General features: G+C 43.3%; 25 protein-coding genes, 1 pseudogene and 1 other annotated feature. Of the genes and pseudogenes, 3 read left to right on the top strand and 23 right to left on the bottom strand.

What is annotated here, in order from left to right:
* Positions 1-292 precede the first annotated feature (292 nt).
* Entirely contained in the window at positions 293-1,243 is a 951-nt protein-coding gene (locus tag KTE19_RS07330) for a diacylglycerol/lipid kinase family protein (RefSeq protein ID WP_217341964.1), read from the top strand.
* Between the two features lie 62 nt (positions 1,244-1,305).
* Positions 1,306-2,265: an ADP-ribosylglycohydrolase family protein gene (locus KTE19_RS07325; protein WP_217341963.1), complete on the top strand. Its 960-nt coding sequence runs from the start codon at positions 1,306-1,308 to the stop codon at positions 2,263-2,265.
* A gap of 266 nt (positions 2,266-2,531) precedes the next feature.
* Here KTE19_RS07325 and KTE19_RS07320 read toward each other — a convergent pair whose 3' ends face one another.
* The 8 genes from KTE19_RS07320 to KTE19_RS07285 all read right to left on the bottom strand — a co-directional run bounded on the left by KTE19_RS07320 (position 2,532) and on the right by KTE19_RS07285 (position 11,009).
* On the bottom strand, positions 2,532-2,750 hold the full coding sequence (locus KTE19_RS07320) for a hypothetical protein (RefSeq protein WP_054749010.1): 219 nt from the start codon (positions 2,748-2,750) through the stop codon (positions 2,532-2,534).
* 193 nt (positions 2,751-2,943) lie between these two features.
* Positions 2,944-3,861, bottom strand: coding sequence for a ribokinase (gene rbsK / locus KTE19_RS07315; protein ID WP_217161619.1), 918 nt, complete (start codon positions 3,859-3,861; stop codon positions 2,944-2,946).
* A 109-nt stretch (positions 3,862-3,970) separates the two neighbouring features.
* Positions 3,971-4,978 (bottom strand): ribose utilization transcriptional repressor RbsR, encoded by a 1,008-nt coding sequence (rbsR, locus tag KTE19_RS07310; RefSeq protein ID WP_217341962.1) that lies wholly within the window; start codon positions 4,976-4,978, stop codon positions 3,971-3,973.
* 86 nt (positions 4,979-5,064) lie between these two features.
* A complete protein-coding gene (locus KTE19_RS07305) occupies positions 5,065-6,054 on the bottom strand; it encodes an aldo/keto reductase (RefSeq protein WP_217161623.1) in 990 nt (329 codons plus the stop codon).
* Between the two features lie 28 nt (positions 6,055-6,082).
* Complete coding sequence (locus tag KTE19_RS07300; RefSeq protein ID WP_217161625.1) at positions 6,083-7,042, bottom strand: ribose-phosphate diphosphokinase; 960 nt, start codon at positions 7,040-7,042, stop codon at positions 6,083-6,085.
* Between the two features lie 76 nt (positions 7,043-7,118).
* Positions 7,119-9,566 carry an SF1B family DNA helicase RecD2 gene (gene recD2 / locus KTE19_RS07295; protein WP_217161627.1) on the bottom strand — a complete coding sequence of 816 codons (2,448 nt, stop codon included), beginning with the start codon at positions 9,564-9,566 and terminating at the stop codon, positions 7,119-7,121.
* 27 nt (positions 9,567-9,593) lie between these two features.
* Positions 9,594-10,343: a tetratricopeptide repeat protein gene (locus KTE19_RS07290; protein ID WP_217161629.1), complete on the bottom strand. Its 750-nt coding sequence runs from the start codon at positions 10,341-10,343 to the stop codon at positions 9,594-9,596.
* A gap of 9 nt (positions 10,344-10,352) precedes the next feature.
* Complete coding sequence (locus KTE19_RS07285; RefSeq protein WP_054749007.1) at positions 10,353-11,009, bottom strand: histidine phosphatase family protein; 657 nt, start codon at positions 11,007-11,009, stop codon at positions 10,353-10,355.
* Between the two features lie 178 nt (positions 11,010-11,187).
* On the opposite strand from KTE19_RS07285, the gene KTE19_RS07280 reads away from it, so the two are divergent.
* Positions 11,188-11,361, top strand: coding sequence for a hypothetical protein (locus KTE19_RS07280; RefSeq protein WP_217161631.1), 174 nt, complete (start codon positions 11,188-11,190; stop codon positions 11,359-11,361).
* A 286-nt stretch (positions 11,362-11,647) separates the two neighbouring features.
* On the opposite strand, the gene mnmA is transcribed toward KTE19_RS07280, so the two are convergent.
* From mnmA to KTE19_RS07205, 15 genes and pseudogenes are all read right to left on the bottom strand, one after another.
* Positions 11,648-12,772: a tRNA 2-thiouridine(34) synthase MnmA gene (gene mnmA / locus KTE19_RS07275; protein ID WP_217341961.1), complete on the bottom strand. Its 1,125-nt coding sequence runs from the start codon at positions 12,770-12,772 to the stop codon at positions 11,648-11,650.
* A gap of 116 nt (positions 12,773-12,888) precedes the next feature.
* Positions 12,889-13,968 (bottom strand): histidinol-phosphate transaminase, encoded by a 1,080-nt coding sequence (hisC, locus tag KTE19_RS07270; protein ID WP_217161635.1) that lies wholly within the window; start codon positions 13,966-13,968, stop codon positions 12,889-12,891.
* A gap of 274 nt (positions 13,969-14,242) precedes the next feature.
* Positions 14,243-14,563 carry a phosphoribosyl-ATP diphosphatase gene (gene hisE, locus KTE19_RS07265; protein ID WP_217161637.1) on the bottom strand — a complete coding sequence of 107 codons (321 nt, stop codon included), beginning with the start codon at positions 14,561-14,563 and terminating at the stop codon, positions 14,243-14,245.
* A 2-nt stretch (positions 14,564-14,565) separates the two neighbouring features.
* Positions 14,566-14,898: pseudogene (hisI, locus tag KTE19_RS07260) on the bottom strand (phosphoribosyl-AMP cyclohydrolase); the annotation flags it as partial.
* Positions 14,895-15,653, bottom strand: coding sequence for an imidazole glycerol phosphate synthase subunit HisF (gene hisF / locus KTE19_RS07255; protein WP_217341960.1), 759 nt, complete (start codon positions 15,651-15,653; stop codon positions 14,895-14,897). The gene hisF and the pseudogene hisI, both read right to left, overlap by 4 nt.
* Positions 15,643-16,371 (bottom strand): 1-(5-phosphoribosyl)-5-[(5-phosphoribosylamino)methylideneamino]imidazole-4-carboxamide isomerase, encoded by a 729-nt coding sequence (gene hisA, locus KTE19_RS07250; protein WP_217341959.1) that lies wholly within the window; start codon positions 16,369-16,371, stop codon positions 15,643-15,645. The genes hisF and hisA overlap by 11 nt, the downstream gene beginning before the upstream one ends.
* Complete coding sequence (gene hisH / locus KTE19_RS07245) at positions 16,349-16,975, bottom strand: imidazole glycerol phosphate synthase subunit HisH (protein WP_217341958.1); 627 nt, start codon at positions 16,973-16,975, stop codon at positions 16,349-16,351. The genes hisA and hisH overlap by 23 nt, the downstream gene beginning before the upstream one ends.
* Positions 16,975-17,559 (bottom strand): imidazoleglycerol-phosphate dehydratase HisB, encoded by a 585-nt coding sequence (gene hisB, locus KTE19_RS07240; protein WP_217341957.1) that lies wholly within the window; start codon positions 17,557-17,559, stop codon positions 16,975-16,977. Before hisB ends, hisH begins: the two co-directional genes overlap by 1 nt.
* A 5-nt stretch (positions 17,560-17,564) precedes the next feature.
* A complete protein-coding gene (gene hisG, locus KTE19_RS07235; protein ID WP_217341956.1) occupies positions 17,565-18,218 on the bottom strand; it encodes an ATP phosphoribosyltransferase in 654 nt (217 codons plus the stop codon).
* Between the two features lie 4 nt (positions 18,219-18,222).
* On the bottom strand, positions 18,223-19,362 hold the full coding sequence (locus KTE19_RS07230) for an ATP phosphoribosyltransferase regulatory subunit (protein WP_217161655.1): 1,140 nt from the start codon (positions 19,360-19,362) through the stop codon (positions 18,223-18,225).
* Between the two features lie 130 nt (positions 19,363-19,492).
* Positions 19,493-19,744, bottom strand: a binding site (T-box leader).
* A 51-nt stretch (positions 19,745-19,795) separates the two neighbouring features.
* Entirely contained in the window at positions 19,796-20,650 is an 855-nt protein-coding gene (gene hisJ / locus KTE19_RS07225; RefSeq protein WP_217341955.1) for a histidinol-phosphatase HisJ, read from the bottom strand.
* A 20-nt stretch (positions 20,651-20,670) separates the two neighbouring features.
* Entirely contained in the window at positions 20,671-21,705 is a 1,035-nt protein-coding gene (locus tag KTE19_RS07220) for a branched-chain amino acid aminotransferase (protein ID WP_217341954.1), read from the bottom strand.
* A 336-nt stretch (positions 21,706-22,041) separates the two neighbouring features.
* On the bottom strand, positions 22,042-23,073 hold the full coding sequence (locus KTE19_RS07215; protein ID WP_217161661.1) for a branched-chain amino acid aminotransferase: 1,032 nt from the start codon (positions 23,071-23,073) through the stop codon (positions 22,042-22,044).
* 291 nt (positions 23,074-23,364) lie between these two features.
* Positions 23,365-24,051: a matrixin family metalloprotease gene (locus KTE19_RS07210; protein ID WP_217161663.1), complete on the bottom strand. Its 687-nt coding sequence runs from the start codon at positions 24,049-24,051 to the stop codon at positions 23,365-23,367.
* Positions 24,035-24,595 (bottom strand): CvpA family protein, encoded by a 561-nt coding sequence (locus KTE19_RS07205; protein WP_218043429.1) that lies wholly within the window; start codon positions 24,593-24,595, stop codon positions 24,035-24,037. The genes KTE19_RS07210 and KTE19_RS07205 overlap by 17 nt, the downstream gene beginning before the upstream one ends.
* Between the last annotated feature and the right edge of the window lie 339 nt (positions 24,596-24,934).

Genomic DNA, 24,934 nt, shown 5'->3' with positions numbered 1-24,934 from the left:
TTTTTATTCTAACGAGAAACAAAAAATCTGTCATCAGTAATAGATAAAATCTATTACCAACAACAGATATTGTAGAACCGAAAAAGCAGTGCATTCTGGTTTTGGAATGCATTGCTTTTTTGCTTAGATGGCCGGGATCAGCCATTTGTCGCAAGTTTTATCAATATAAGAATGTGCATTTCAGTTGCATTGATAGATCATTTGCCAACAACTGTCTCAACCTCAAGCTTTTCTACTACATATTTTTAATTTTAACTATAATTAACTGTTATGGGGGGGTAATCATTAACCGATGGAATATTTTATCATATTGAACAAATGTGCCGGTTGTAATAAAGCACGTTTGCTATGGCCAAAAGTTGAAGCCCGGCTAAAACAATTAAATATTTCGTCTCGCACTTTTGTTACCCAATATGACGGTCATGCGGTTGAATTGGCAAACCAAATTCTGGGCCAAATAACTCACGCCCATCATTCCGATGCGGTGGTTATGGCTGCCGGTGGTGATGGCACTCTCCATGAAACGCTCTTAGGCTGTATTGGCTATTATGCAACTCATTCTTCTGAATCCAAGGTCCCGATTGCTTTCTTACCAATTGGTTCGGGAAATGACTTCGCCAGGGCGCTCAAAATCCCCTTACATTGGGACAAAGCCCTGGAGCAAATTTTACATTGCTCGAAAGCCGCACCGTTAACCGTTGGTCAGTACACCAACCTGGATACTCATGATGAGGGCTATTTTACCAACAATTTTGGCATTGGGTTTGATGCCACGGTCGTCCATGATGCCAACAGGTCATCCCTAAAAAACAGCCGATACTTTGGGAAATTTTCATACTGGATTTCAGTTATCAATGCATTAAGAACCTTTCAAGGCTTTAACACCCACGTTAAGATTCCAGGCAAGCCAGAGGAGGTCTACCAAAATGCCTTTTTAGTAACAACGACTAATCTGCCCTACTTCGGCGGTGGGATTAAAATTGCCCCAGATGCGTCAGCGTATAAAAATCAACTGGACCTGATAATTGTTGAAAAACCTAATCCAATTCAATTGCTTTTATTCGTAAGTATGATATTTTTAAAGAGACATTTAAGTTTGCGATTCATCCACCACTACGTTCAAAAGGAACTTTTAATTTCCACCAAAGACTACAGATACGGTCAAATTGATGGTGAAGAGCTAGGTGAGCGGACTTATAATCTCAAGTTTGAAACTGCCAGCTATCCCTTTTGGATCCGGTAGTCGATCCAATTAGAACGCCACACCCCACATTTCATCAAGAAATCCTAAAACGAGGTAATTTCATGTATTCAACCAGCTACCTACTATTTCAATCTATAACAGCCGTTGCTTTAGGCGATGCTTTGGGCGTTCCTTTTCAGTGCGAAAAACGACAAGATTTATTGGAAAACCCCATCCATGCCATGATTGGTCACAAGGAAAATGACGTGCCTGCAGAAACTTGGTCGGACGATACCTCGTTAACCCTTGCCTCACTGGTTAGTCTGACGCAAGGATACAATCTTTACGATTTAATGATGCGCTACTCCCAGTGGTACCACTTTGGTGACTACACACCATTTGGCATGACTTTTGGTGTTGGTAAAACAACCGGGGATGCGATCCGTCGGTTTGATTCCGGTATCAAGCCGGAATTATGTGGCGGCGATTCTGAAATGGACAATGGCAACGGTGCACTGATGAGAATGATGCCATTAGCGTTCTATATTTTAACCAGTTCAAATGGATATCAATATAACGATGATATCGCCCGTTTGGTTCATGAATATACATCTACGACCCACCGCCATCCACGGAGCTTAATTGCTTCCGGCATCTTAACGAACGTGATTATCAGATTAGTGTACAATCCAAATAAATACGCCATGCTAAGAGCGGTAAAAGAGTGTCTGGACTATTATCGAACCAAAGAAGAATTCGCCGAGGATGCTGATCTCTTTTCACAGCTTGAAGACCCCCATTTCTTAAGGCAGCCAAGCAATTTGATTGAAAGTTCACCATACGTGATTGATACCCTGAATTCGGTCTTTTGGTGTCTGATGAATTCCGAGCAATATTCGGTGGCCGTTACCCGAGCAGTCAACTTGGGAAACGATGCGGACACAATTGGCTCCATAACGTCGATGTTAGCGTCCTTATTGTTCGCTCCGGTAACTTTCCCCAGGGAATGGTTAAACGAGCTTAAAGGGCGTAATCAGATCAAAGTAGCGGTATCTTCAGCGTTATTATCAAAATATTTTTGAGATTACAGAGAAAAATAACTTAGTTATCAAACGGAACGCCCGCCAAAATCAGAACTAGGATTTTGGCGGGCGTTCCGTTTGATATTAATTTAGCATCAATTTTCGAAGTAGCTTCCCCCTCGACAGACCCAGAAACGGTCAATTGCACCACTCATTTCAGAGCTGGGACCATCAAAGCTGACTTAATTTAACTAAGAAAAAATAGAGCTTCAAGCAATCATCAATTGCCCAGCCCTATTCAATCTATGAACCTCTTTAATTAAAGGTTAATCCTCAGAAGCATCCATTGCTTCCAAAATCATGTTTAACTGCATACACTCTTGATTCAAGTGCTTCATTTCATTACCAAATTGTGGTCGAATCACAACTGTATCGCTGGTACCGGTTGCCTGTGAATGCACAGACTGTGCTTCTTGATCTTTTAACTCACTTAGCTTGTTTGATGCTTGTTGGTACTCTTTAAGAATTTCTAACTTATTACTCATAGCTATAAACCCCTTTGAATGTAAAATTAAATTGTAATTCCATCGAATTTAAACTTCTCACAAGGAAATGTTAGGTATTTCTTAATCATTTCCTGCTAACGATTGGATATACTACCAGATAATTTCACCTAAAGCAACACTTTACTAAAAATGAATTTAGCGCTAAATGTTAATCTAATTTTATCGATAACTTTTATTTATATTTGTTTTCAATTTCTTGTTTTTTGGGAATTGACGGGAGCGCTCCCAACCGTTGAACCGTAATTGATGAGGCTTTTTGGGCATAAGTTAGGACATCCTCAATATTAGAAAGATCCTTATTTATTTGTGAACTTAATGCGCCGATAAAAGTATCTCCGGCAGCAGTCGTATCTTGCGCATGAACTTTGAATGCTGGCACGAAACCGTCGTCAGCCGGGGTATGATAATAAGCCCCTCGATCACCAACGGTAATAATTAAATTCTTAATCCCCATTTTAGTAAACTTATCGGCATTGGCAGCCATCGAAGCAGTGTCAGTGACTTCAACCCCAGTCAGTGAAGCACTTTCGGTTTCATTTGGAACAATCAAATCCGTCACTTCTGCCAAACCAGCAATTAATTGTGAAGCCGGTGCCGGGTTCAAAATCGTGGTTACCCCATGCTTCTTGGCTAATTTAAAGGCCGCCAGCGTCACTTCCTGTGGGGTTTCAAATTCTGAGATGAGCATATCTGCCCCCTCAATCAACGATTCGCTGTCGGCAATAATTGCCGGCTTCATTGCTTGGTTTGCCCCACCATATACCATAATACTGTTTTGACCATGTTCATCGAGCAAAATAACCGCTGAACCGGTGCCATCCGCCTCGTCAACATTAATGTGATCAACATTAATATCGTCATGCTTTAACGCATCAATCATAAATTGACCATTGCTGTCCCGGCCAACCTGACCAATAAAGCTGGTAGTGGCACCAGATCTTGCTGCAGCAACTGCTTGATTGGCACCCTTACCACCGGCAGAGTTCGTTTTACTTTTTGCACTGATTGTCTCGCCCGGTTTTGGCATCTGGGCAATATGCAGGGTGGTATCAACGTTTAAACTACCAAGAACAACAACTTTATTTGTCATGTTACGCTCCTCTTATTCTTTTAAGTGTTTAGATTAGTAAGTAAAACCTTTCACCAATGATTCTATCAGAGCTGAAAGGGTTTAACAAGCTTTTTATTCGGATGATTCGTTAGTTAATCTTCTTCACACTTTCACGTTCAACCAGCTTAACTGGCAGAGTGACGCTTTGAATTGGCTCATCGCGATTTTCGATCCGCTCAATAATCATTGCGGCGGAATGCTGCCCCATTTCAAAGGCTGCCTGGTGGACCGTGGTCAATTTAGGACTGATGTATTCGGTTAAATCAATATCATCGTAGCCAACCACTGAAATGTCAGCTGGCACGTTTAAGCCAGCTTCATGGATCCCGCGGTAAAGGCCAATCGCAATTTCATCATTAATCGCAAAAATAGCGGTTGGCTTCATCTTAATGACTTGTTGGGTTACTTGATAACCGCCCATTTTCGTGAGATCGGTTTTAACAATATGATCATTGGAAATTGGCTGTCCAGCTTTTTTGAACGTTTCTAAAAAGCCAGCCAATCGATGTTCCATATTCAATGTTGGATTAGAATCTGCAACAACGACCACATTTTGATGGCCTTTTTCCAACAGATATTCGGCCAATAATGAGCCGCCTTGGTAATTGTTGGCGTTGATTTGGTCGCCCTCCACAACTGGCGCTTGATCAACCAACAGGTATGGCACTTCGTTTTGACTCAAAATTTTATCAATATAGTTAAGATCAGACACTGCAGAAGCGATTATCATGCCATCTGCAGTGCGCCTGATAGATTCAAGTAGATAGTGGCTCTCAAGGGTTTCACTGTTATTAGAGCCAAAAATAAGCGGGACATAGTCATGCTCCATGGCAGTGGCTTCAATTCCCCTCAAGAAACGGCTGAAAAAAGGATTATTGATATTAGGGAGAAGCACCCCAATGGTTCGGCCACTTTTTTTGATTAAGCTTTGAGCATTAAAATCCGGTACATAGCCCATATCCCGTTGAAGTCGATGCACCTTTTCAACAGTTTTGTCGCTAAATCGATCCTGTTTACCGTTCAAAATTTGGGACACAGTGGTAACCGAAACCCCCGCCTTGTGAGCAAGATCAGTAATTGTTACTTTTTTAGTCATGACAATTCTCCATTCATAGCTTACAAATGTGGGGTGCTTGAATCAAAACACCCGTTTTGTCCCAGCACCCCAGCAAACTATTTGATTTATTCCTTAACAATCTTATCAATTTCAGCTAACTCATCATTGGTGAAATCAAGATTCTTAAGTGCTTTAAGATTATCTTCAAGATGGTTTACTTTGGAAGCCCCAGTCACTACACTGGCAACCGTCTTATCATGCAGCAGCCAAGCAAGCGACATCTGAGCCAGATTCTGATCACGATTCTTAGCCAAATCATTCAGCTCATTAAGTTTCTTAACCAGTTCATCCTTGCCGTGCTTGATGACAAATTCATTACTCCAATGGATCTTAACGTCATCATCCATCCCATTCAGGTATTTATCGGTCAATAACCCTTCGGCCAATGGACCATAAGCAACCAATGCCTTGTTTTCACTGGCAAGGGTATCAATAAGGCCATCATCTTCGACACCCCGATTTAGCATGTTATACGAAGCTTGGTTGACCACAAATGGTGTGTGAAGTTCATTGAAATACTTGGTAATTTCTTTGGTCTGTTCGGCATTATAATTAGAAATCCCAATATAAAGGGCCTTACCGGAACGCACGATGCTGTCTAAGGCGTTAGCCGTTTCTTCCAAGCTGGTATTAGGGTCAAATCGATGACTGTAGTAAATATCAACGTAGTCAAGGCCCATCCGCTTCAGGCTTCCATCCAAGGCATTAATCAAAGTCTTTCGGGAAGAGAAGTTCCCATAAGGGCCAGGCCACATATTGAAGCCAGCCTTCGTGGTAATCACTAATTCATCACGATAGGGTTTCAAGTTTGCCCGATAAACTTCGCCAAACATGCGCTCGGCAGCTCCTGCACTGGGCCCGTAGTTAAATGCATTATCAAAACAGAAAATACCGGAGTCAAAGGCTTTCAACATGACTTTCTCACTGTCGCCATAGTTGGCATCATCGCCAAAACTGTGCCACAATCCAAATGATAATGCTGGTAATTGAAGACCAGAGTTGCCCGCCCTTCGTACTACTGCGTTTTCATAACGATCGTCATTTGCCTTATACATAAATCAAATCACCTTCACAATAAATTTTTTATCTGCCAAAGAGCTTGCCAACTGATTTTTGATTATGAATCAGTGAAATTGCTTCACCAAATAAATCACCAACTGAAACAACTTCCAACTTTTCAAATTGGTCTTCTTTGGCAATACTAATTGAATCGGTCACAATGACCTTTTCAATTTGAGAATCTTGCAGCCGCTTTTGGGCATCTCCTGAGAATACCGCATGGGTGGCAATCGCATAAACGTCAGTTGCCCCGGCTTTCTTCAGCGTTTCTGCTGCAATTGTCAGCTTAAATGCGGTATCAATCATATCATCCACAATAATTGCCCGTTTCCCACGAACATTTCCAATCACGGATTCTGGAACGGTTGTGGAATCTTCTGGCGATCGATTGTCAATAATCGCAATGGGTGCTTTCAACAGTTCAGCAAACTTTCTTGCCCGAGAAACTCCCGTATGATCAGGGGAAACAACGACTAGATCCGAATCATAATGCTTTTCGGTAAAATAGTGGGCCAATAGCGTGTCGGCCTTTAAATGATCGACGGGAATATTGAAGAACCCTTGAATCTGGTCGGCATGCAGGTCAAGGGTCACAACCCGGTCAACACCGTCCATTTCAAGGAATGATGCAACTAGCTTAGCGGTAATTGGCTCCCTGGAACGCGCCTTTCGGTCAGCTCTTGAATAACCGTAATATGGGATCACAACATTAATCGAGGCTGCACTTGCTCGTCGCAAAGCATCGACCATAATCAGCAATTCCATCAAGTTAGAATTGACAGGGTCTGAAACCGACTGGATGACGTAAACTTCGTCACCACGAATGCTTTCATCAACACTGATTTTAATTTCATCGTCACTGAATTTTTCAACGGTAGCTTTACCTAATGGCACGCCAACCTTTTTACTAATGGCTTCTGCCAAATGACGATTTGAATTGAGAGAAAACAACTTTAATTTAGGATGCGATTTCAACTCGGTCATGATGTCCTCCAAATATTCTTGTTTAACTAAATATTACCATAATCCCAGGGTTAAATTGTACAATTTTGTGCGAGAATCACATAAAATCTTTTGGCGAGGTACTCCCCATGCCAATCATTGGATCAATTTCGTTATTATTGATTACTGAAATGGTTAAATGATTAGGGGCAGCGGGGGCGTCTACTTTCGTCCGTTCTTGTTCTCCGTCCAATTGCTTGTCAAGTTCATCAGTTCCCACCGGATGATTCGTTGGCCGCCCAATTGCATCCACCAATCGCTTCACTAAACTAGTCCGCCGGTTGACCGAAACGCTTCTGACACATTGTTCAAAGGCGGCTTGTTCGCCAAGCATAATTAAGAAATCGCTTGCTCGCGTGACAGCTGTGTAGAGTAAATTTCGTTGCAGCATTCGCGAATACTGATGAACAATCGGCAAAATCACCATTTTGAATTCACTACCCTGAGCTTTATGAATCGACGTACAGTAAGCCAAAGTGAATTGACTCCACTCACTTTTGTCATAAGTGACTTCAGTCTCGTCAAAATCAATTGTAATCTTTGTGGGTGACTTTTGGTCCTTGACCGTTTCCATCGACACAATAATCCCAATATCACCGTTGAACACGTTTTGCTCAGGATTATTCACCAGTTGGAGCACTTTGTCACCAATGCGATAGACATGCTCGCGAATCGTCACAACTTTTTTAGCAGGCTTATTCTGCCAGACTTCTTGCACAATATCATTTAAGTGGTCAATTCCAGCATTGCCACGATACATCGGTGCCAGTACCTGAACATCCATCAAGCCAAACTGCTTTTGCTTGGCTCGCTTAGTCACCTGTTCAATAACTGAGGGAATCTGATTGTCCCGACAAGGAATAAACGATCGATCGGACTGATTTTCCGCAAAATTCGGTGATAGTTTGCCGCTGTGAATATCGTGGGCCAACTGAATAATCGACGACCCCTTTTCCTGGCGATAAATCGTATCCAGTTGCATGGCCGGAATTTGTTTGGACACCAGTAAATCGTGAAATACTTGTCCTGGCCCGACTGACGGCAATTGATCCTGGTCCCCAACCAGCACAACCTGCATGTGGTTTGGAACTGCGCGGACCAACGAGCGAAACAGATAAGTATCAACCATTGACATTTCATCAATGATCAGTAAGTTTCCCTCAATATCCTTGGTGGGATCAGCGTCATTTGATTCACGGCCATTTAAGCCTAGCAGACGATGAATGGTACTGGCCGGCAGCCCCGTTGATTCCGACATATGTTTGGCAGCTCGACCAGTTGGTGCAGCTAGGACAACTGGGAAATTGCTGTCCTTATAAGAATTAACATCCAGCGAAAGTTCATGGAGCCGCGCATAGGTGTTGACAATTCCGTTGATGATCGTTGTTTTCCCTGTTCCGGGACCCCCAGTTAGAATAAATGCCGGTGATTGAATTGCCTGCACAATGGCGGCAACTTGGGAGTCATCGTAAGTGATATCGAACTGTCTCTCAACACTTTTAAGCTGCTTTTTGATTGCAGCATCATCAAACTCATTGTCATCCTTATTCTTGATAATTCGGTTGATGTGTTCGGCAATTTGAACTTCAGCCGTATACAAACGCGTTAAATAAATTCGATCATCTTGGCCGACAATCTTATTTTCCTTTGCTAATTCAACCATTGATTCAGCTAACTTTTTGCCGGGAATCTTTTGGTTGGAATTGCCTTCCAGTACGCTGGCTGCCATGGCAACTAACGGTGCAGTCGTGGTATACGTATCGCCATTTCGTAAGCACAATTCATCGATGGCATACATCAAGCCAGCTCGGATCCGTTCGTTGGCATCCGGAACCATGCCTAATTTTAAGGCAATCGAATCAGCCTTCCGGAAACTGATACCATCAATATCTTCAACCAATTGATAGGGATTTTCAGAAATAATTTTCAGGGCATCTTCGTGATACTTTTGGTAAATTGCTGAAGCAATCGAACTGGAAAAGCCATAACTGTTCAAGCCAATGATGACCTTCTCCAGATTATCATCCACGGTCAAATTATCGATAATCGCATGCTTGAGCTTCTGACTGATCGGCACAGCATCCAAGACCCGTCCGTCAGCGTTGATCTTTTCAATCGCATCCTCACCCAACGCATCAACTACCCGCTCAGCTGTTTTGCGACCAACCCCAGGAAATTGATCGCCGGATAAGTACTTGATGACCCCATCCTTAGTTGTCGCAATCAGACTTGTATAGTTGGTTGCTTGAAACTGTTTGCCATAACGCGGATGGTCAATGAGTTTGCCGGTAAAATGATAGCTGTTTTCTTCTACCAAATCACCAAAATTGCCGGTGACGACAATCTCGTCTTCCGGCCAATTAATGTTGGTATCAGTGATTTCAACGAGGACAACCTTATAGAAGCTGTCGTTACTGGAAAAGAAGATGGCCTTGAGCCGACCATCTACATATTTTGCCTCGTCGTGATGATTATCTGAATCAAATAAATCTACCGAGCGGTCCACGCCATCCCTCCTCACATAACATCATGACTACTTAGAATCATGATCCTTCGATTTGTTCATTTGAACGACTTTTTCGATATCCTTAAGCTTTTGCTGGCCACGTTTGAAGTAGTCCGGATCACTTTGTTTGGCGGTCTTGAAATACTTGTCGAAGTCCTCACCGTTAACCATGGCCACCAAGCCCCGATTGAAGTTGGCTTTACCGTTCTGCGGTTCAGTTTTCAATACGTTGTCGTAAAATTCCCCGGCTTGGGCAAAATTCCCCAAGGCCAACAAATTATCGCCAATCATTTCATTGATGGACGGGTCGTCACGTTTACCACTCTGGGCAGATAACGCAAATACCATTGCCCGCTTATTGTCGCCCTTTGCCATGTAACTTTGCGCCAACATGGCATAGGCTTCAGCTTGAAGCTTGGTATCATTAATTTCCTGAAAAATCTTGATTGCTTTATCGTATTCTTGGGCAGCGTAGTAGACGTTACCCAACCCAAACTTGAGGGTATCAATCACATCGTCGCCGCTATCCTTAAATAATCCAAGCGCCTTCATCAATAGCTCTTCAGCTTGTTCATAGTCTTTGCCTTCAACCAACAATGTTGCCAATTCGTAATAATGACGGTAATTCTTGGGTTCATTGTCAATCTTTTGGACCAGGTCATGAACCAACTTGTGGGCTTTTTTCTCTTCCTGCTCACGCTTTTTGGTATAGTTACGTTGATTTTCACGATTTTTTTCTTGTAATTTTTTTACTTTATCTGAACTATTCTCTGTCATGTTTATCACCTAGACTAGATCTGTTTCATCCAATTTTCTGTTCAAATAACTGGTGTCATTCCAATCAATCAATTGAAAGGTTTTGCCAGAATCTTGGCTCTCCAAGATGGTGGTGCTGGTATTCGCCAAGCCACCTCGTTTTCTCAAGTCAGCCAAAGGCACCCCCAGCAATGCGTTCATTTCGGCATTCAGGGCTGCCCCGTGACTTACAATCAACACGTTGCCCTCAGGATTATTTTGCACAATATTAACAATGGCTGGGGTCATCCGGTCAATGACTTCTTGATAACTTTCGCCGCCAATTTCTTTTGGATCATACAGGTCTGGGTGGTTGCGAAAATCCTCGAAATCTTCCGGATACAGCCGCTTAACATCTTCGAATTTCATTCCTTCCATCTTGCCAAGATGAAATTCTTCCAATCGGGACAACAGCGAAATCGGTGGGTGCTTTTTCAGCCGGCGATTAATGGTCGTTGCTGTCACCCGAGCGCGTTTAATTGGACTAGCATAAATGTGATTAAAAACAATTTTCGATAGATGCTTTCCAAGCAAATTCATTTCTTCATAGCTTTGGGGAAGTAATGGCGAGTCACCGCCTGCACCTTGATAACGACTTTGAAGGTTCCATTCAGTTTTTCCATGACGAACAAAGTACAACTTAGTCAAATTTCATTCCTCCAAAACTCATTTTACTTCTTACATTATGACAGGAAAGGGCTGTAAATTCAAAACGTTAAAGCAAAAAATCTGAAGATATCCTGAAAAACAGTTAATCAATTAATGACGAAATAAATGTCCAACAATCTTGACATTTTTCTGAATGAGACGTTGGGCGTAACCGCCAATGAATCATTTATCAGCGAGGAACGAAGAACATGCTGACAGTTCAAAAAGTGACTTCTTCGACAACTTGGAGACTGCCCTAACAGTTGGCAGCACTTTTGCTGGGCTCGCAGTTTTCCTCTTGTTTGTCGCGGCAATTGTTCAATTTAGCTGGCGGAGAAAAATTGAGAATTAAATTTATTGGCGTTGCACCGTCATATTTTGAATCTAGGAAAAAGGGACCGGAGACACATGTTGCTTTCCAATCAGTGATCATCATTTGGATCACCACTGATACTCAGATAAAAGCTGCGCCAAGCGGCTGATCCCGGCCATTTAACGAGAAAACCAGTTATTCCAACATCAGGAATAACTGGTTTTCTCGTTAAATTCTGGGATCAAAACGCCTATTGTCTCAGTCTGCTAGTTTTAAAAGCCTAAAATATAAATTAATAAAGGGTCTAGCTTAAAAATCAATTTCACTAGACGTATTGTAACTCCTTGGCCTGCTTATAAGCCGCGTCAATAATGGCCGATCCCAAACACTCGTCGCCATCATAGAAGACAACCGCTTGGCCCGGCGTGATTGCGCGGACTGGGGCATCGAAATCTACCCGGACCGACTGACCATCATCACTGATATGAACAGTCACACCAGTATCTTTTTGGCGATAACGGAACTTGGCAGTACAATGGAAGTCCTGACCACGATCCAAGTTATTAACCCAGTGAATATCTGAAGCCTCAAGATAATCTGCATATAGCAAAGGATTATGGTACCCCTTGCCGACGTATAAGATGTTTTGCTTTAAGTCCTTGCCGACAACAAACCAAGGTTGGTTATCAACCCCATCACCGCCAATTCCTAAACCACGGCGCTGGCCAATCGTGTAATACATTAAGCCATCGTGCTGGCCTTTCACTTCGCCATCGACCGTCATCATCTTACCAGGCGTTGCTGGCAGGTAATGGCCTAAGAAGTTCTTGAAGTTTTTCTCGCCAATGAAACAAATACCAACAGAATCTTTCTTGTCGGCTGTTGCCAATCCAGCTTCTCGGGCAATCTTTCGAACATCCGGCTTGACCATGTTACCAATTGGAAACATCACGCGGTCAAGCTGATCTGCGGAAAGTTGACTCAAGAAATAGGTCTGATCTTTGTTGCCATCAGTCGCCCGCAACAAATGATTATGACCATCTTCATCACGAGTTAATTGGGCATAGTGCCCGGTTGCGATGTAATCGGCACCCAATTCCAAAGCATAATCCAAAAATTCTTTGAACTTGATTTCCTTATTACAAATGACATCTGGATCGGGAGTTCTGCCTTTTTTATACTCATCCAAAAAGTACGTGAACACGCGGTCCCAATACTCCTTTTCAAAGTTAACAGAATAATATGGGATGCCGATCGTATTAGCGACTTTAGCAACATCTTTATAGTCTTCAGTTGCAGTACATACGCCGTTTTCATCAGTATCATCCCAATTCTTCATGAAAACGCCAATCACATCGTATCCCTGTTGTTTGAGCAAATAGGCGACAACTGAAGAGTCGACGCCACCGCTCATCCCAACAACAACCCGAGTTTGACTGTTGTCTTGCATAAAACCACCATCATTTCAATTAGATTCTGGAGAATCCACGAGTTGAAGGTCGTAATTTCCAGTAAACTTTATACTAACTCATTCTCGAAATGATTGCCACAATTAATAAGTAGAAATTAGCTGACTAGAAATTTGGTTATCAATTCTTGGACAGCCTGATTATCCTCTGGCTTGCCAATTGTCACCCGCAACCAGCCGTCTCGCAACCCGTCCCTTAACAGATAACCATTTGAAAGCAGGTATTCATGAAGTCCCTTGGAATCACCATTCTTAACCTGAAAGAAAATGAAATTAGCAGCAGAATCATAGAAAGGAAGCCCTGCTTTCATCAAAAAGTGTTCCCATTTTTTTCGTTCGGCAATGACTGTTTCAACGACTTGATCCACAAAATCGGTGTCTTTAAATGACGCAGTCGCCGCAATTTCTGCAAAGGTGCTCAAATTATATGGCAACCGGGCAGCCTGCAGATAATCGATCAACGGCGACCCACACACGGCAAAGCCAACCCGAAAGTTTGCCAGCCCATAGGCTTTGGAGAATGTCCGCAACACCACCAAATTGGCATATTGCTTGGTTAGTTGAATGACTGATGCGTGTTTATCACCTGTAAAGTCAATGTAGGCTTCATCTACAATGACCGTTACCGTGTCCGGAAGATCAGCCAAAAAGCTTTGGATGGTTTTGGGCGAAATGAAGGTTCCAGTCGGATTATTGGGGTTACAGATCCAGACCATCCGGGTCTTTTCATCAACCTCGCGTTTCATGGCCGAAAGATTAATTCGACCGGATTCATCAAGGTCAACCGTTCGAATTTTAGCCCCTTCAATCTGAGCATGCAGCTGATATTCAGAAAAAGTTGGCGCCGGATCCAGCACCTCATCACCCGGTTGTAAAATGACCCGACTGAGTAACTCAATAATTTCGTCCAACCCATTTCCGAAAATCAGGTTATCGGGACTGATATTAAATCTGGTAGCAATGCTTGACCGCAACTCTTCGGCGTTACTATCGGGATATAAATTTGAATCGGCATAATGCCATTTGTCCAATGCTTTGGCAACATCAGGAGACGTTCCAAACGCATTTTCATTCGCTGATAAACGCACCAGCTTATCGAGCCCACGTTGTTTTTTTAGTTCCGCTAACGTCATCTCCGGAACGTACGGATTTAAGTGTTTGACAGTTTCTTTAACCATAGGAGCCTCCAATTTTAGTAAATAATGATTGGTTGTACCGTAACAGATTGTGGTGGCAGTGGCAATGTTTGGGTGAGATGCGGATTGAGCTATCGTTCTTTGGCGACGTAGCGAAATCGTACTCTGCAATGCAGGAGTCTGCTCATAAGCACCACCAACACAAATCCCCAAAACCGGGATTTCTGTTGGCGGCGGCTTATGCTCCGACTCCCAACCGCATTGCTTCGCACACTACCGAAATGTGTTTCGATTGCCAACCGCTTGGATCCACACTCTACCATTTTTGAATCTCCGCCCGATCCTTCGTCAAACTTTTTTTACCTTCCCTGCTTGCCAACTCCTTTTTAATTTGGTCTGGCGTAATTCCTCTTTGGGCCATCAAAACTTCCACATGGTATACCAAATCTGCAACTTCCAAGATAAAATCCGGATCTGAGTCATTTTTTGCGGCGACAATCACCTCAGTCGACTCCTCGCCGACTTTTTTCAAAATTTTATCCAGTCCTTTATTAAACAGGTACTCTGTGTATGAACCCGGCTTCGGATTGTTTTTTCGATCTAAAATTAATTCATATAATTCATCTAAATTCTGCATGGCTATTCCTCCTGGTTCTTATCGACAACTGTTCTATAGAAACAACTCGTGTGCCCCGTATGACATGCAGGTCCCGCTGGAATTACCCGCATTAGTAACGTGTCTTCATCACAATCAATTTGGATGGCCACGATTTGCTGGGTATTGCCACTAGTTTCACCCTTATGCCACAACGCTTTTCGACTTCGTGACCAAAACCACGTTTGCATCGTTTTTAAGCTTAATTGATAACTTTCTTCATTAACATAGGCCATCATCAATACTTGATCCGTCTGGTCATCAACGACAATGGTTGGCACCAAACGGTCTGGGTATTTTTCAAAATCTGGTTTTAACGTACGATCACCCCATTTTGGCTTAGCTGGCCTTTGACGTCTGCAATGGTTAACTCGCCAAAATGAAAAACTGAAGCAGCAAGCGCGCCATCGACGTTGGCTGCCAAAAATACGTCGGTGAAATCTTGGATATTTCCGGCACCACCGGAAGCGATGATTGGGACATTAACTGCCTTGGTTAGTTCCTGATAGAGCTTAATATCAAAGCCGCTCTTGGTCCCGTCCTTGTCCATGCTGGTCACAAGCAACTCGCCGGCACCCCGGGCAACCCCTTGCTTAGCCCACTTAATTGCATCCAAATCAGTTTTCTTTCTGCCGCCATTAACGTAAACATCATATTGATTTGCTTCAGGATTCCATTTGGCATCAATTGCTAAAACCACACATTGGCTGCCAAATTTCTTCGCGCCTTGAGTAATTAATTCAGGATTGTTAACCGCGGCGGAATTAACCGCCGTTTTATCCGCCCCAGCCTTCAACAAATTTTGCGTGTCGGCAACACTGTGAATGCCACCGCCAACCGTCAAAGGCATAAACACTTGGCTGGCAACGGCTTCAATCGTTTCAACAATGGCTTTACGCCCTTCATTGGTCGCGGAGATGTCCAGAAATACCAATTCATCGGCGCCCTGTTTTTGATAAGCCGCCGCAATTTGAGTCGGATCGCCAACGTCTTTGAGGTTTACAAAATTGACCCCTTTCATCACCCGACCATGATCGACATCCAAACAGGGAATAATCCGTTTAGCGAGCATTGGCATCCACCTCCGCTAAAGTTGCTAAAGGCAGGTCACCAGTCACCATTGCCTTGCCAACGATTGCGGCTTTAATATTGGCAGCCGCCAATTGATTTAAGTCAAAAACGTTGCGGATGCCACCAGAGGCAATCATTGTCGCCGTTGGAAACTTGGCTTGCAACTCACCTAATTGATTGACGTTGGGACCACCCATCGTGCCATCACGAGATATATCAGTCACCACGAAGCTGTTAACGCCGAATGCAACCATTGAAGCCATGAGTTCGGCCATTTTAACCGTGCTTTGTTCCAACCAACCGGAAACGGCTACCAGCCCATCTTTGCCGTCGATGCCAACCACAATTTGGTCGGCGCCAAATTGGGCAATCGCCTCTTGAACCAATTCAGGATCATTCAGCGCCGCCGAACCTAAGATGACTCTGGAAACACCAGATGTCAGATAATCATTAATTTGTGCAAGTGAGCGGATTCCGCCGCCCACTTCGACGGCAAGCTTGGTTCGTTCACAAATTTCTTTAATGATTGATCGGTTAACTGGCTGGCCAGACTTTGCACCATCGAGATCGACCAAATGAAGATTAGTTAACCCAGCCTTCTCGATTGCCAGTGCCTGATCGAGCGGCGAGCGATTAATAACGGTTGTTTTGCTAAAATCGCCTTGGTAGAGCCGAACGCTCTGTTGACTCTTTAAATCAATTGCGGGAATAATCTTCATTTTGAATCATCTCCTTAAATTTTGTTAACCCAGCCAATCCCACTTGACCGCTTTTTTCGGGGTGAAATTGAATCCCAATGACGTTATCTTGACTCACAATGCTTGGAATTTGGACCCCATAATCAACTGTGGCGACTATTTTGGCCTTATCAGTCGCGACATAGTATGAGTGAACGAAATAGGTAAATTGATCATCAAAGACGGTTGCCAGCGGATCGGCTTGAACGGCTCGGTTTTTATCCCACCCCATGTGAGGCACTTTGACACCAAGATTTTCAGGAATTGGCACCACTTCTCCGGGAATAATTCCTAATCCATTGGTTTCGCCGAATTCCAAGCTCTTATCAAATAACAACTGCATCCCCAAACAAATTCCCAAAATCAGAATGCCCCGCTCGGCAGCCGTTTGAATGATCGGAACCAATTTTCGCTCATTTAAAGAATCCATCGCTTTTTGAAAGGCCCCAACGCCAGGTAGGATCAGGCCATCTGCAGCTAAAATCTTTTTATGATCAGCAGTCAGCTCATTTTCAAGATTCAAATAGTCCAACGCCTTTTTGACATTTCGAGTATTACCCGTATCGTAATCAATAATCACGATCATTAGATGACCCCCTTGGTAGATGGAATCCCCTTAATTTCAGGATTTAGTGTCACGGCAGCTCTTAATGCCCGGCCAAGGGCTTTAAACAGCGTTTCAATTTTGTGATGGGTATTTCTGCCATAAAGCACTTCGGCGTGCAAGTTAAGCTCCGCATTGAAGGCAAACGCTTGGAAGAAGTCCTCGGTCACTTCGGTGTCATAACCGCCTAAATGGTCGTTGATAAATTCTGCATTAAATACCAGGTAAGATCGCCCGGATAAATCGATCACAACCCGACTCAACGTCTCGTCCAATGGAATCAGTGCCGAACCAAACCGCTCAATACCGGCCTTATCTCCAAGGGCTTTTTTTAAAGCCATCCCGAGCGCAATCCCAACATCTTTGGTTGTGTGATGAGGATCCACATCCAAGTCGCCCTTAGCTTTCACAACCAAGCCGAATCGGCCATGACGGGCAAACGCATCCAGCATGTGGTTAAAGAATCCAATCCCCGTATCAATGTCGATGGTTGAATAATTATCAAGATTCAGGCTGAGTTCGATCTGGGTTTCTTTGGTATCTCTGGAAATTGTGGCTTCTCTCATCGCAATCACCCCTTTATTAAATTTGATTTGGCATAGTCGGCATCTGCTTGTTGTAAATTCGTAATTAATTCCCTAATTTGTGGTTGGAACTGACGCAAGGCCAACCGGTTCACAACCAACTTGGTATTGACCGGCTGCAGTTTGGCATAGACGTGCAAATTGTTCTCACGCAACGTATTGCCAGTCTCAACAATGTCCACGATCGCATCTGCTAACCCAATCAATGGCGAAAGTTCAACTGAACCCTCGATTTTGATAATTTCAACGTCTTCGCCGATCCCTTGAAAATAGCGTTTGGTAATGTTGGGATACTTAGTAGCAATGATTTTGCGGCGGGGCTGCTGAGGATTAAATGAGCTGGTTGAGGCCAAAACAAATCGACATTTACCAACGCTTAAATCCAACATTGCGTACTGTGAATTTTGCTGCTCATCTAAAATATCACTGCCGACAATTCCAATCTGGACTGAACCATTATTCAAATAGGTCAATACATCTGGGCCTTTAACCAAAATGATTTCATAGCGGGGATCCTCATCAAAAATTAGGCGCCGCTTCTTATTCTTTACGCCCTCGCAATTGATCCCACTGGCTTCCAATAACGGAATGACCTGCTCTTCTGTTCGCCCTTTTGTAAGGGCAATTTTTAATGGTGTCATCTTTTCACCTGCTTTTTGTTAAATCAATTAATTGACTACCAGTACTGGTGGCAAGACGTTGAGCCGCCGCCAAGTTGTCTGCCAGACACAACGTGGCATTTTTCAACTCACGTAATTTTGCTTCTGCCAACTGCCACTGATCTTGATTAAAATAAATCAGCGTCACTGGTTTTTCGCTCTGAACGACGGTTCGTTCAACCAGCGAATCGACGTCAAATGCGACCCCGACGGCTGACACATGGACCTTCTGAAAGTTGGTCAGCAAATCATCGTAGCGGCCGCCACTGAACAAATAGTCGGCCGACTTATCGGTAAAGCCGCGAAAGGCCATTCCAGTGTAATAAGTTTGCGGAGACGGAATGCTCAAGTCGAGGGCCACTTTATAATCTGGAAACTGCTGGTTGATGAAAGCCTTGGTTGCGGTCAAATCGTCAATAATCTGATGGAGTTCGGCAATCTCCGGCATGGTTTTAACCAATCGCATGGCTTTGTCAAAATCACCAAAGAGCCAGGGCCACTCAGCTAGGAATTTTGAATAAGCGGTGTTGGCTAGCGGCGAACACAAGCTATTGTATTTGTTCAAATCTTTCGCATACAAAGCCGCTTTTAAGCTATCCTTGGTCGGCTGAGGTAAATCCAATGTTTGGATGACGACATCAACGAACTTGGCGTGACTGAGTTCAATAGTCAAATCTTGAATGCCCATCTCCTGGCAGCCAGCCAAAGCGACAACTAAACACTCCCAATCTGTCTTAATCCCTTTGTAGCCGACAATTTCAATTCCGGCCTGCGTTAATTGATTGTAACTGCCGGATAACCGTTTTTTAACCCGGAAAACATCGCCGCCGTAATACCATTTAACCGGCAAATCCACGCCAGTCGTACTCATTACCCGGGCAACTGGCAAAGTCAGGTCGGGCCGAAGTACTAACGGTTCGCCCTGCTCATCCAATAACTGGTAAGGTCGATAATTATCGGCATTCAGTGGCTTAAAAACATCTGAATATTCAAGAACCGGGGTCGTCAGCTTACGAAACCCCCGCCGGCGGAACCCTTTAAACAATCGGTTTTCAATGGCCTCTTTTGTTTCGGCTTGCGTGCCTAATTCATCCCGAGTCCCATTTGGTAAATTTTTATTTGTCATGCTGTCACTTCCTGTGAATGTTTGCCTGCTTTTGTCTGAATCGATAACTGGTCCATTGAAATCTTTGAAAGGTGGCCTCTTCTTAACGAAAAAGCCGCGATCAATCACATCTTCGAAGCTTAAGAAAGTCTTCGAGGACGAGATTAATCGCGGTTCCACCTCAATTCGCACCTACCTCACGATAGAATGCCTTACATTGCCAACAACTCGTCATTTTCATAACAGCTGTGGCAACCCTGATAACGCTAAACATGCGAATCGGCCTACTTAGTTCAACCGGTTAAGTTCATAGATGTGTGTTCACCAGCAGAATGATCCCTTCACAGCAACGGGATTCTCTTGTCATTCTTCACTGGCTACTTGTTCTAATCAAAACTTTATTTTATTAAGATTTGCTAATTATTAGCTAATAATACCACGCTTTTTATCGAAGTCAAGCCAGATCTTGATAGCCGGCAACCAGTGAAGCCATGCAATTATAGCCCTGACCTACAGCATCAATACTGTGAGCATCGCTACCATATACAAATGAAATCTTTAATAATTTAGCCATTTTAATGATTTCCAGAGTTGGATACTGTTCATTGCAATAAGCCTTGTATAGGCCCGCAGCGTTTAAATCAAGTTGGCGGCCTTGTACCTTGACAGCAAGGAGAATGCCGTTAATCAACCGTTCATTTTGAACCGAAAAAGAATGGTCCAAATCAAAGTAATCTTGAAATTTCTTGATTAACGTCATATGGGCAATCCGCCGAGGGGCAAATTGACCCAAATCAGCGTTCACCGAAGCTAAGACTTGCTTAAAATAACTGACATACAGCGCTTGGGAATCGGCTGCCTGACTTAACAGTCCCTCTTGAAAATCTGCGACCGTATCATCAACACACCAATAGTGATTATTTTTGCCCTTCAAAAAATGGACCGATAATAGATTGTCATCCGTTTGGGAACCATATTCACTCAGAAAATCTTTGGTCCATTCGGTGAATTCTGGCAAGTAGTCCACTTCAAACCCAATATGAATCTGAATCTGACCCGCATATTTTTGCCGCATTCGAGTCATTTTGGCAAAATAGGCATCCAAATCGCTGGCCGCCATCGACGCCTCCGTCAAACCAGTTGGTTGACCTTCATAATGGGCCGAAAAGTCTGGCGGCAGTGGCGCATGTTCGGTAATGCTGTATTCTTGAAAGCCCAGTTTGATGGCTTTTTGGATCATCAATTCAACATCATCGCCACTTCCATGGGAGCAAAATTCGGTATGTGAATGTCCTTCGCGCTTCAGCATCTTAAAGCCTCGTTCCTTATTTATTCAACCTTTTGAATCCAGCCAGCTGGTGCCTCAACATTCCCAAACTGAATGCCAGTCAGCTCGTTATATAACTTCTGGGTCACCGGGCCAACTTCAGTTTCACTATAAAAGACATGTAAATTGTCTTGATATTCGATGCCGCCAATTGGGGCAATGACAGCAGCGGTTCCCATCGCCCCTGCTTCAGTAAACCGATCCAGGTCATCGATATAAACATCCCCCTGAACTGGTTTCAGGCCCAATCGATGTTCCGCCAACCAGAGCAGCGAATATTTCGTAATACTTGGCAAAATCGAATCGGACTTCGGTGTCACAAATTCGCCATCCTCGGTAATTCCAAAGAAATTGGCCGACCCAGCCTCTTCAATTTTGGTATGGGTTGCCGGATCCAAATAAATGACATCTGAATAACCGGCTTTATGAGCCTCGTCACCTGGTAACAAGCTCCCACCATAGTTACCGCCGACCTTACTTTGGCCAGTTCCATGGGGAGCCGCCCGATCGTAATAGGAAGTGGTGAAGTTAGTGGGTTTCAAGCCGCCTTTATAGTAAGCCCCCACTGGCATCGCAAAAATGGTAAAAATGTACTCAGAAGCCGGATGAACCCCAATCGTACCGCCAACCCCAATGAGCAATGGCCGCAAATATAAAGTTGCCCTAGTGCCGTACGGTGGCACATAATCGGCGTTAGCTTTAACCACTTGTTTAACAGCATCCACAAATTGATCCTCTGGGAATGCCGGCATCAACAGGCGTTGACTACTCTTGGTCATTCGTTTGGCATTTTGATCCGGACGAAATAGCTGAATGCTGCCATCCTTGGTTCGATAAGCCTTCAAGCCTTCGAAATCCGCCTGACCATAATGAAGAGAGGTTGATCCCTCACTAATATGTAACGTCCCATCTTCACTGAGTTCGCCATTGTCCCATTTGCCGTCTTTGTAATGAGCAATAAATCGATAAGGCAGGTCCATATATTCGAAGCCAAGATTGTTCCAATCAATTTCTGACGCGGGTTTTGCTTTTGCCATGAGTGTTCCTCCTCAAAAATTCTTCCGTATTAAGTTGGTCTAACCAATTTTTCACATTCTAATTGTTTTAACAGACACTGTCAACTGAAATTATTTTTGTGTATTTACCCACAAGTGTCTTCAATTGTCAATGGTTTTGTAAACGATTACAATGAAGCTGTATTTAGGTTCGGTTTGCTTCTCAATGTTTCGATATCAAATTAAACAAAACGGCGATGCATCCAAGATCAGAATGCACTGCCGTTTTCATTTAAATTCTGGGATCAAAACGCCTTCGTCCCAGTTTTGTTCACTTTGATTATTTTAAACAAAGCAACCTTTTTTATTTAGACTATTTTAGTCGAGATCGACCTTTTCAACCCAGCCATACTTATCTTCAACGTCACCTGCTTGAATGCCAAACAAGGTATCGTAAAGCTTCTGAGTAACAGGGCCTGGTTCTGTTTCACTGTAGAAGACGTGCTTCTTACCATTGTTGGTTAATGAACCAACTGGTGAAATAACAGCAGCAGTTCCCATGGCACCTGCTTCAGTGAACTCGTCAAGATCATTAACGTCAATGTGCGTTTCAGTTGGATCCAAGCCTAAGTCTTTGGCGATGGTTAAAACTGATTTCTTCGTGATCGAAGGCAGAATTGAATCTGATTTTGGCGTGTAGAATTTGCCATCTTTACCAATTGCATAGAAGTTGGCACCGCCAAATTCATCGATATACTTGTGCTCACGTGGGTCCAAGTATAATTCACCAGCGAAACCAGCGTTCTTGGCTTCCTTACCTGGTAACAAACTACCAGCATAGTTACCAGCAGTCTTGGCTTGACCAGTTCCAGCATAAGCAGCCCGGTCGTACTGGCTGACCATGTATGGCATTGGATGTAATCCTTTAATATAGGCACCAACCGGGGTGGCATAGATATGGAATGTATAGGTGCTTGATGGCGCAACCCCAACAACCGGCTCAGTCCCAATCATGAATGGACGGATGTAAAGTGAACCGCCAGATCCATAAGGTGGCACGAATTCTTGGTTTGCTTTAACGACTTCTTTAACTGCGGCAACGTATTTGTCTTCAGGATAAGTTTGCATCACTAATCGCTTGGCAGAATTATTTAACCGCTTGGCATTCATGTCAGGGCGGAACAAGTTAATACTGCCATCTTTAGTCCGATAAGCCTTCATTCCTTCAAAGACTTCTTGGCCGTAATGCAACTCTTCGGCACCTTCTGACAAGGTCAAGGTTGATTCGGTGGTCAAGCCACCATTTTGCCATTTGCCATCTTTAAATTCTTCATTGTAACTGTAAGGTAAATCTCTGTATTCAAATCCTAAATTTTTCCAATCAAGGTCTTTAACATCTTGTTTTGCCATGTATCAGGATCCTCCTTAAAATATTATTAAGTAGGTAATAAACGAGTTGCTAAGTATGGTTTCCCCGTATCAAATATGTAAGAAATCAGGTTCTGAATTGTGCTTTACAGAAGGTAATTCATGTGATCGTCACTTATGCGTTTATCATCATTTCTTAATTAATATCTAATTTATCGCTTTTAAAAAGGTGTGTCAATACAGAATTTGATTTCAATGATGAGAATAGCCTAAAAACACCGTCAATCTCCTTTTTCTGCTCAAAAAAGGAAACTAACGGTGCATTGTGAAATCTTATTTTTTGTAAATAGCTTTCAAAGCTGCCAAATCGTCGGCTGATAAGGTTATTTTTCCCTGGTCAATCGGGAACATAATCGAGCTGCGTTTCATGCTATGATCCAACCCCAACACATGACCGATTTCGTGCATGGCAACAGAAAGTTGAAGGCTGGATTGTGGATACTCAATATTGAGGCCGGCCTTTCCTCGATTCAAATCATCGTTGTGCTCACCCAGCAGCGGATAAATTTTCGGTCCGCCAAGCCCTAATTCCACAGAACTACTTTGGACCGAAACCCGTTTTCGGTAAACGTAAAAAGTCATGATATTGGCTTGGGTACTATTTTTATCTGAAAATGGTGAGATCCGCACAATTCCCGTCTGGTTGTATTTGTGAACCGCCTTTAAAAAGACCGCCCTGGCTTTGGCAGGAACCCCGGCTGCAAACCGGTACTCGTAATGATTAGAAAGCTGCCGTTCTTGAACAATGCTCTCAATCGGAGTTTCATCAGCTTTAGAAGTCGTCGACTGAGTGGATTGGGTCAAAGTGGCTGTCTTTTGAATCCGACTGATCAACATCGCCGGCATATCCACAGCATTGTTAATTTGCCGCCCAATTGTTTTCATTGATCCGGGTTGAATAAACACATTAACCGTCAACCCAACAATGATGACCGCCACTAACCTATTTAGCCATTTCATTGTTGATCACCCCCAACTCCGATTTCTGCTTTGCGCGACTGTGAGTGATCAAATGCCGCGACTGCCATTCAGAAATGATTGGCGTCTTTTTAACGATCGTTTGGGAAATGGTTGACTCATGATACTGATCTTGCAGCCAAGACATTGGAAATAGGATTAAAATATTTAACAGAAAAAAAGTAACGAGATATCTGGTTAGCAGCCCCATCACCGAGCCAAGCAATTCGTCACCAAGATGGAGTCCAGGTAGACGTGTCACACCATTTAAATGCTTTCCAAGGCTGGTATACACTGCTTGGGTGATCGAAAATAACAAGACAAAAGCGATTATATCACTCACATATAGCCATTGAATATCAGGTTTAAGCTGAAGTTGTTTGAGCAACTTAATCATCAAGTTTCCGAGTGGCTGAAAATAATACATCGCGACGATGAAGGCGAGTATCAATGACCCCGCCTGCACAGATTGTTTGATCAGGCCAATTCTATAACCACGAATCAATCCACTAATCAGTATTAAAATCACAATTATATCTAAAATCATTTCGAATCCCTTCAGAATTGTTGAAACAGTCCGCAAAAATAGTTATTCCAGTTTACCATGTCTGTTCATCACAAAGCATCCGGACGGACGCAGCTTAAGGATTTTTTTATAATAAACCACCTTGAGATAAGCTGTTAGCCAGCTGCTAGTTGAAATGCAAAAGAGGCTGAGACATGAGTCGGCAAAGTGTTTATAAATGCAACTTGTCTTTCTAAGACTTGCGACAAACGGCTGATCCCAGAATTTAAGCCAAAAAAGTAGGTTCTACAATATCTGTTGTTGGTAATAGATTTTATCTATTACTGATGACAGATTTTTTGTTTCTCGTTAGAATAAAAA

This window comes from Lentilactobacillus dabitei, assembly GCF_019061365.1.
GTDB classification, from domain to species: Bacteria; Bacillota; Bacilli; order Lactobacillales; family Lactobacillaceae; genus Lentilactobacillus; species Lentilactobacillus dabitei.
The sequence above is the reverse complement of the archived record's forward strand: the minus strand, read 5'-3'. Positions and strand labels throughout refer to the sequence as shown.

Bases quoted from the DNA above. Each gene is read 5' to 3' on its own strand.
- KTE19_RS07330 (WP_217341964.1), top strand. From the start codon at position 293: ATGGAATATTTTATCATATTGAACAAATGTGCCGGTTGTAATAAAGCA.
- KTE19_RS07325 (WP_217341963.1), top strand. From the start codon at position 1,306: ATGTATTCAACCAGCTACCTACTATTTCAATCTATAACAGCCGTTGCT.
- KTE19_RS07320 (WP_054749010.1), bottom strand. From the start codon at position 2,750: ATGAGTAATAAGTTAGAAATTCTTAAAGAGTACCAACAAGCATCAAAC.
- rbsK (WP_217161619.1), bottom strand. From the start codon at position 3,861: ATGACAAATAAAGTTGTTGTTCTTGGTAGTTTAAACGTTGATACCACC.
- rbsR (WP_217341962.1), bottom strand. From the start codon at position 4,978: ATGACTAAAAAAGTAACAATTACTGATCTTGCTCACAAGGCGGGGGTT.
- KTE19_RS07305 (WP_217161623.1), bottom strand. From the start codon at position 6,054: ATGTATAAGGCAAATGACGATCGTTATGAAAACGCAGTAGTACGAAGG.
- KTE19_RS07300 (WP_217161625.1), bottom strand. From the start codon at position 7,042: ATGACCGAGTTGAAATCGCATCCTAAATTAAAGTTGTTTTCTCTCAAT.
- KTE19_RS07290 (WP_217161629.1), bottom strand. From the start codon at position 10,343: ATGACAGAGAATAGTTCAGATAAAGTAAAAAAATTACAAGAAAAAAAT.
- KTE19_RS07280 (WP_217161631.1), top strand. From the start codon at position 11,188: ATGAATCATTTATCAGCGAGGAACGAAGAACATGCTGACAGTTCAAAA.
- mnmA (WP_217341961.1), bottom strand. From the start codon at position 12,772: ATGCAAGACAACAGTCAAACTCGGGTTGTTGTTGGGATGAGCGGTGGC.
- hisC (WP_217161635.1), bottom strand. From the start codon at position 13,968: ATGGTTAAAGAAACTGTCAAACACTTAAATCCGTACGTTCCGGAGATG.
- hisE (WP_217161637.1), bottom strand. From the start codon at position 14,563: ATGCAGAATTTAGATGAATTATATGAATTAATTTTAGATCGAAAAAAC.
- hisF (WP_217341960.1), bottom strand. From the start codon at position 15,653: ATGCTCGCTAAACGGATTATTCCCTGTTTGGATGTCGATCATGGTCGG.
- hisA (WP_217341959.1), bottom strand. From the start codon at position 16,371: ATGAAGATTATTCCCGCAATTGATTTAAAGAGTCAACAGAGCGTTCGG.
- hisH (WP_217341958.1), bottom strand. From the start codon at position 16,975: ATGATCGTGATTATTGATTACGATACGGGTAATACTCGAAATGTCAAA.
- hisB (WP_217341957.1), bottom strand. From the start codon at position 17,559: ATGAGAGAAGCCACAATTTCCAGAGATACCAAAGAAACCCAGATCGAA.
- hisG (WP_217341956.1), bottom strand. From the start codon at position 18,218: ATGACACCATTAAAAATTGCCCTTACAAAAGGGCGAACAGAAGAGCAG.
- KTE19_RS07230 (WP_217161655.1), bottom strand. From the start codon at position 19,362: ATGACAAATAAAAATTTACCAAATGGGACTCGGGATGAATTAGGCACG.
- hisJ (WP_217341955.1), bottom strand. From the start codon at position 20,650: ATGCTGAAGCGCGAAGGACATTCACATACCGAATTTTGCTCCCATGGA.
- KTE19_RS07220 (WP_217341954.1), bottom strand. From the start codon at position 21,705: ATGGCAAAAGCAAAACCCGCGTCAGAAATTGATTGGAACAATCTTGGC.
- KTE19_RS07215 (WP_217161661.1), bottom strand. From the start codon at position 23,073: ATGGCAAAACAAGATGTTAAAGACCTTGATTGGAAAAATTTAGGATTT.
- KTE19_RS07210 (WP_217161663.1), bottom strand. From the start codon at position 24,051: ATGAAATGGCTAAATAGGTTAGTGGCGGTCATCATTGTTGGGTTGACG.
- KTE19_RS07205 (WP_218043429.1), bottom strand. From the start codon at position 24,595: ATGATTTTAGATATAATTGTGATTTTAATACTGATTAGTGGATTGATT.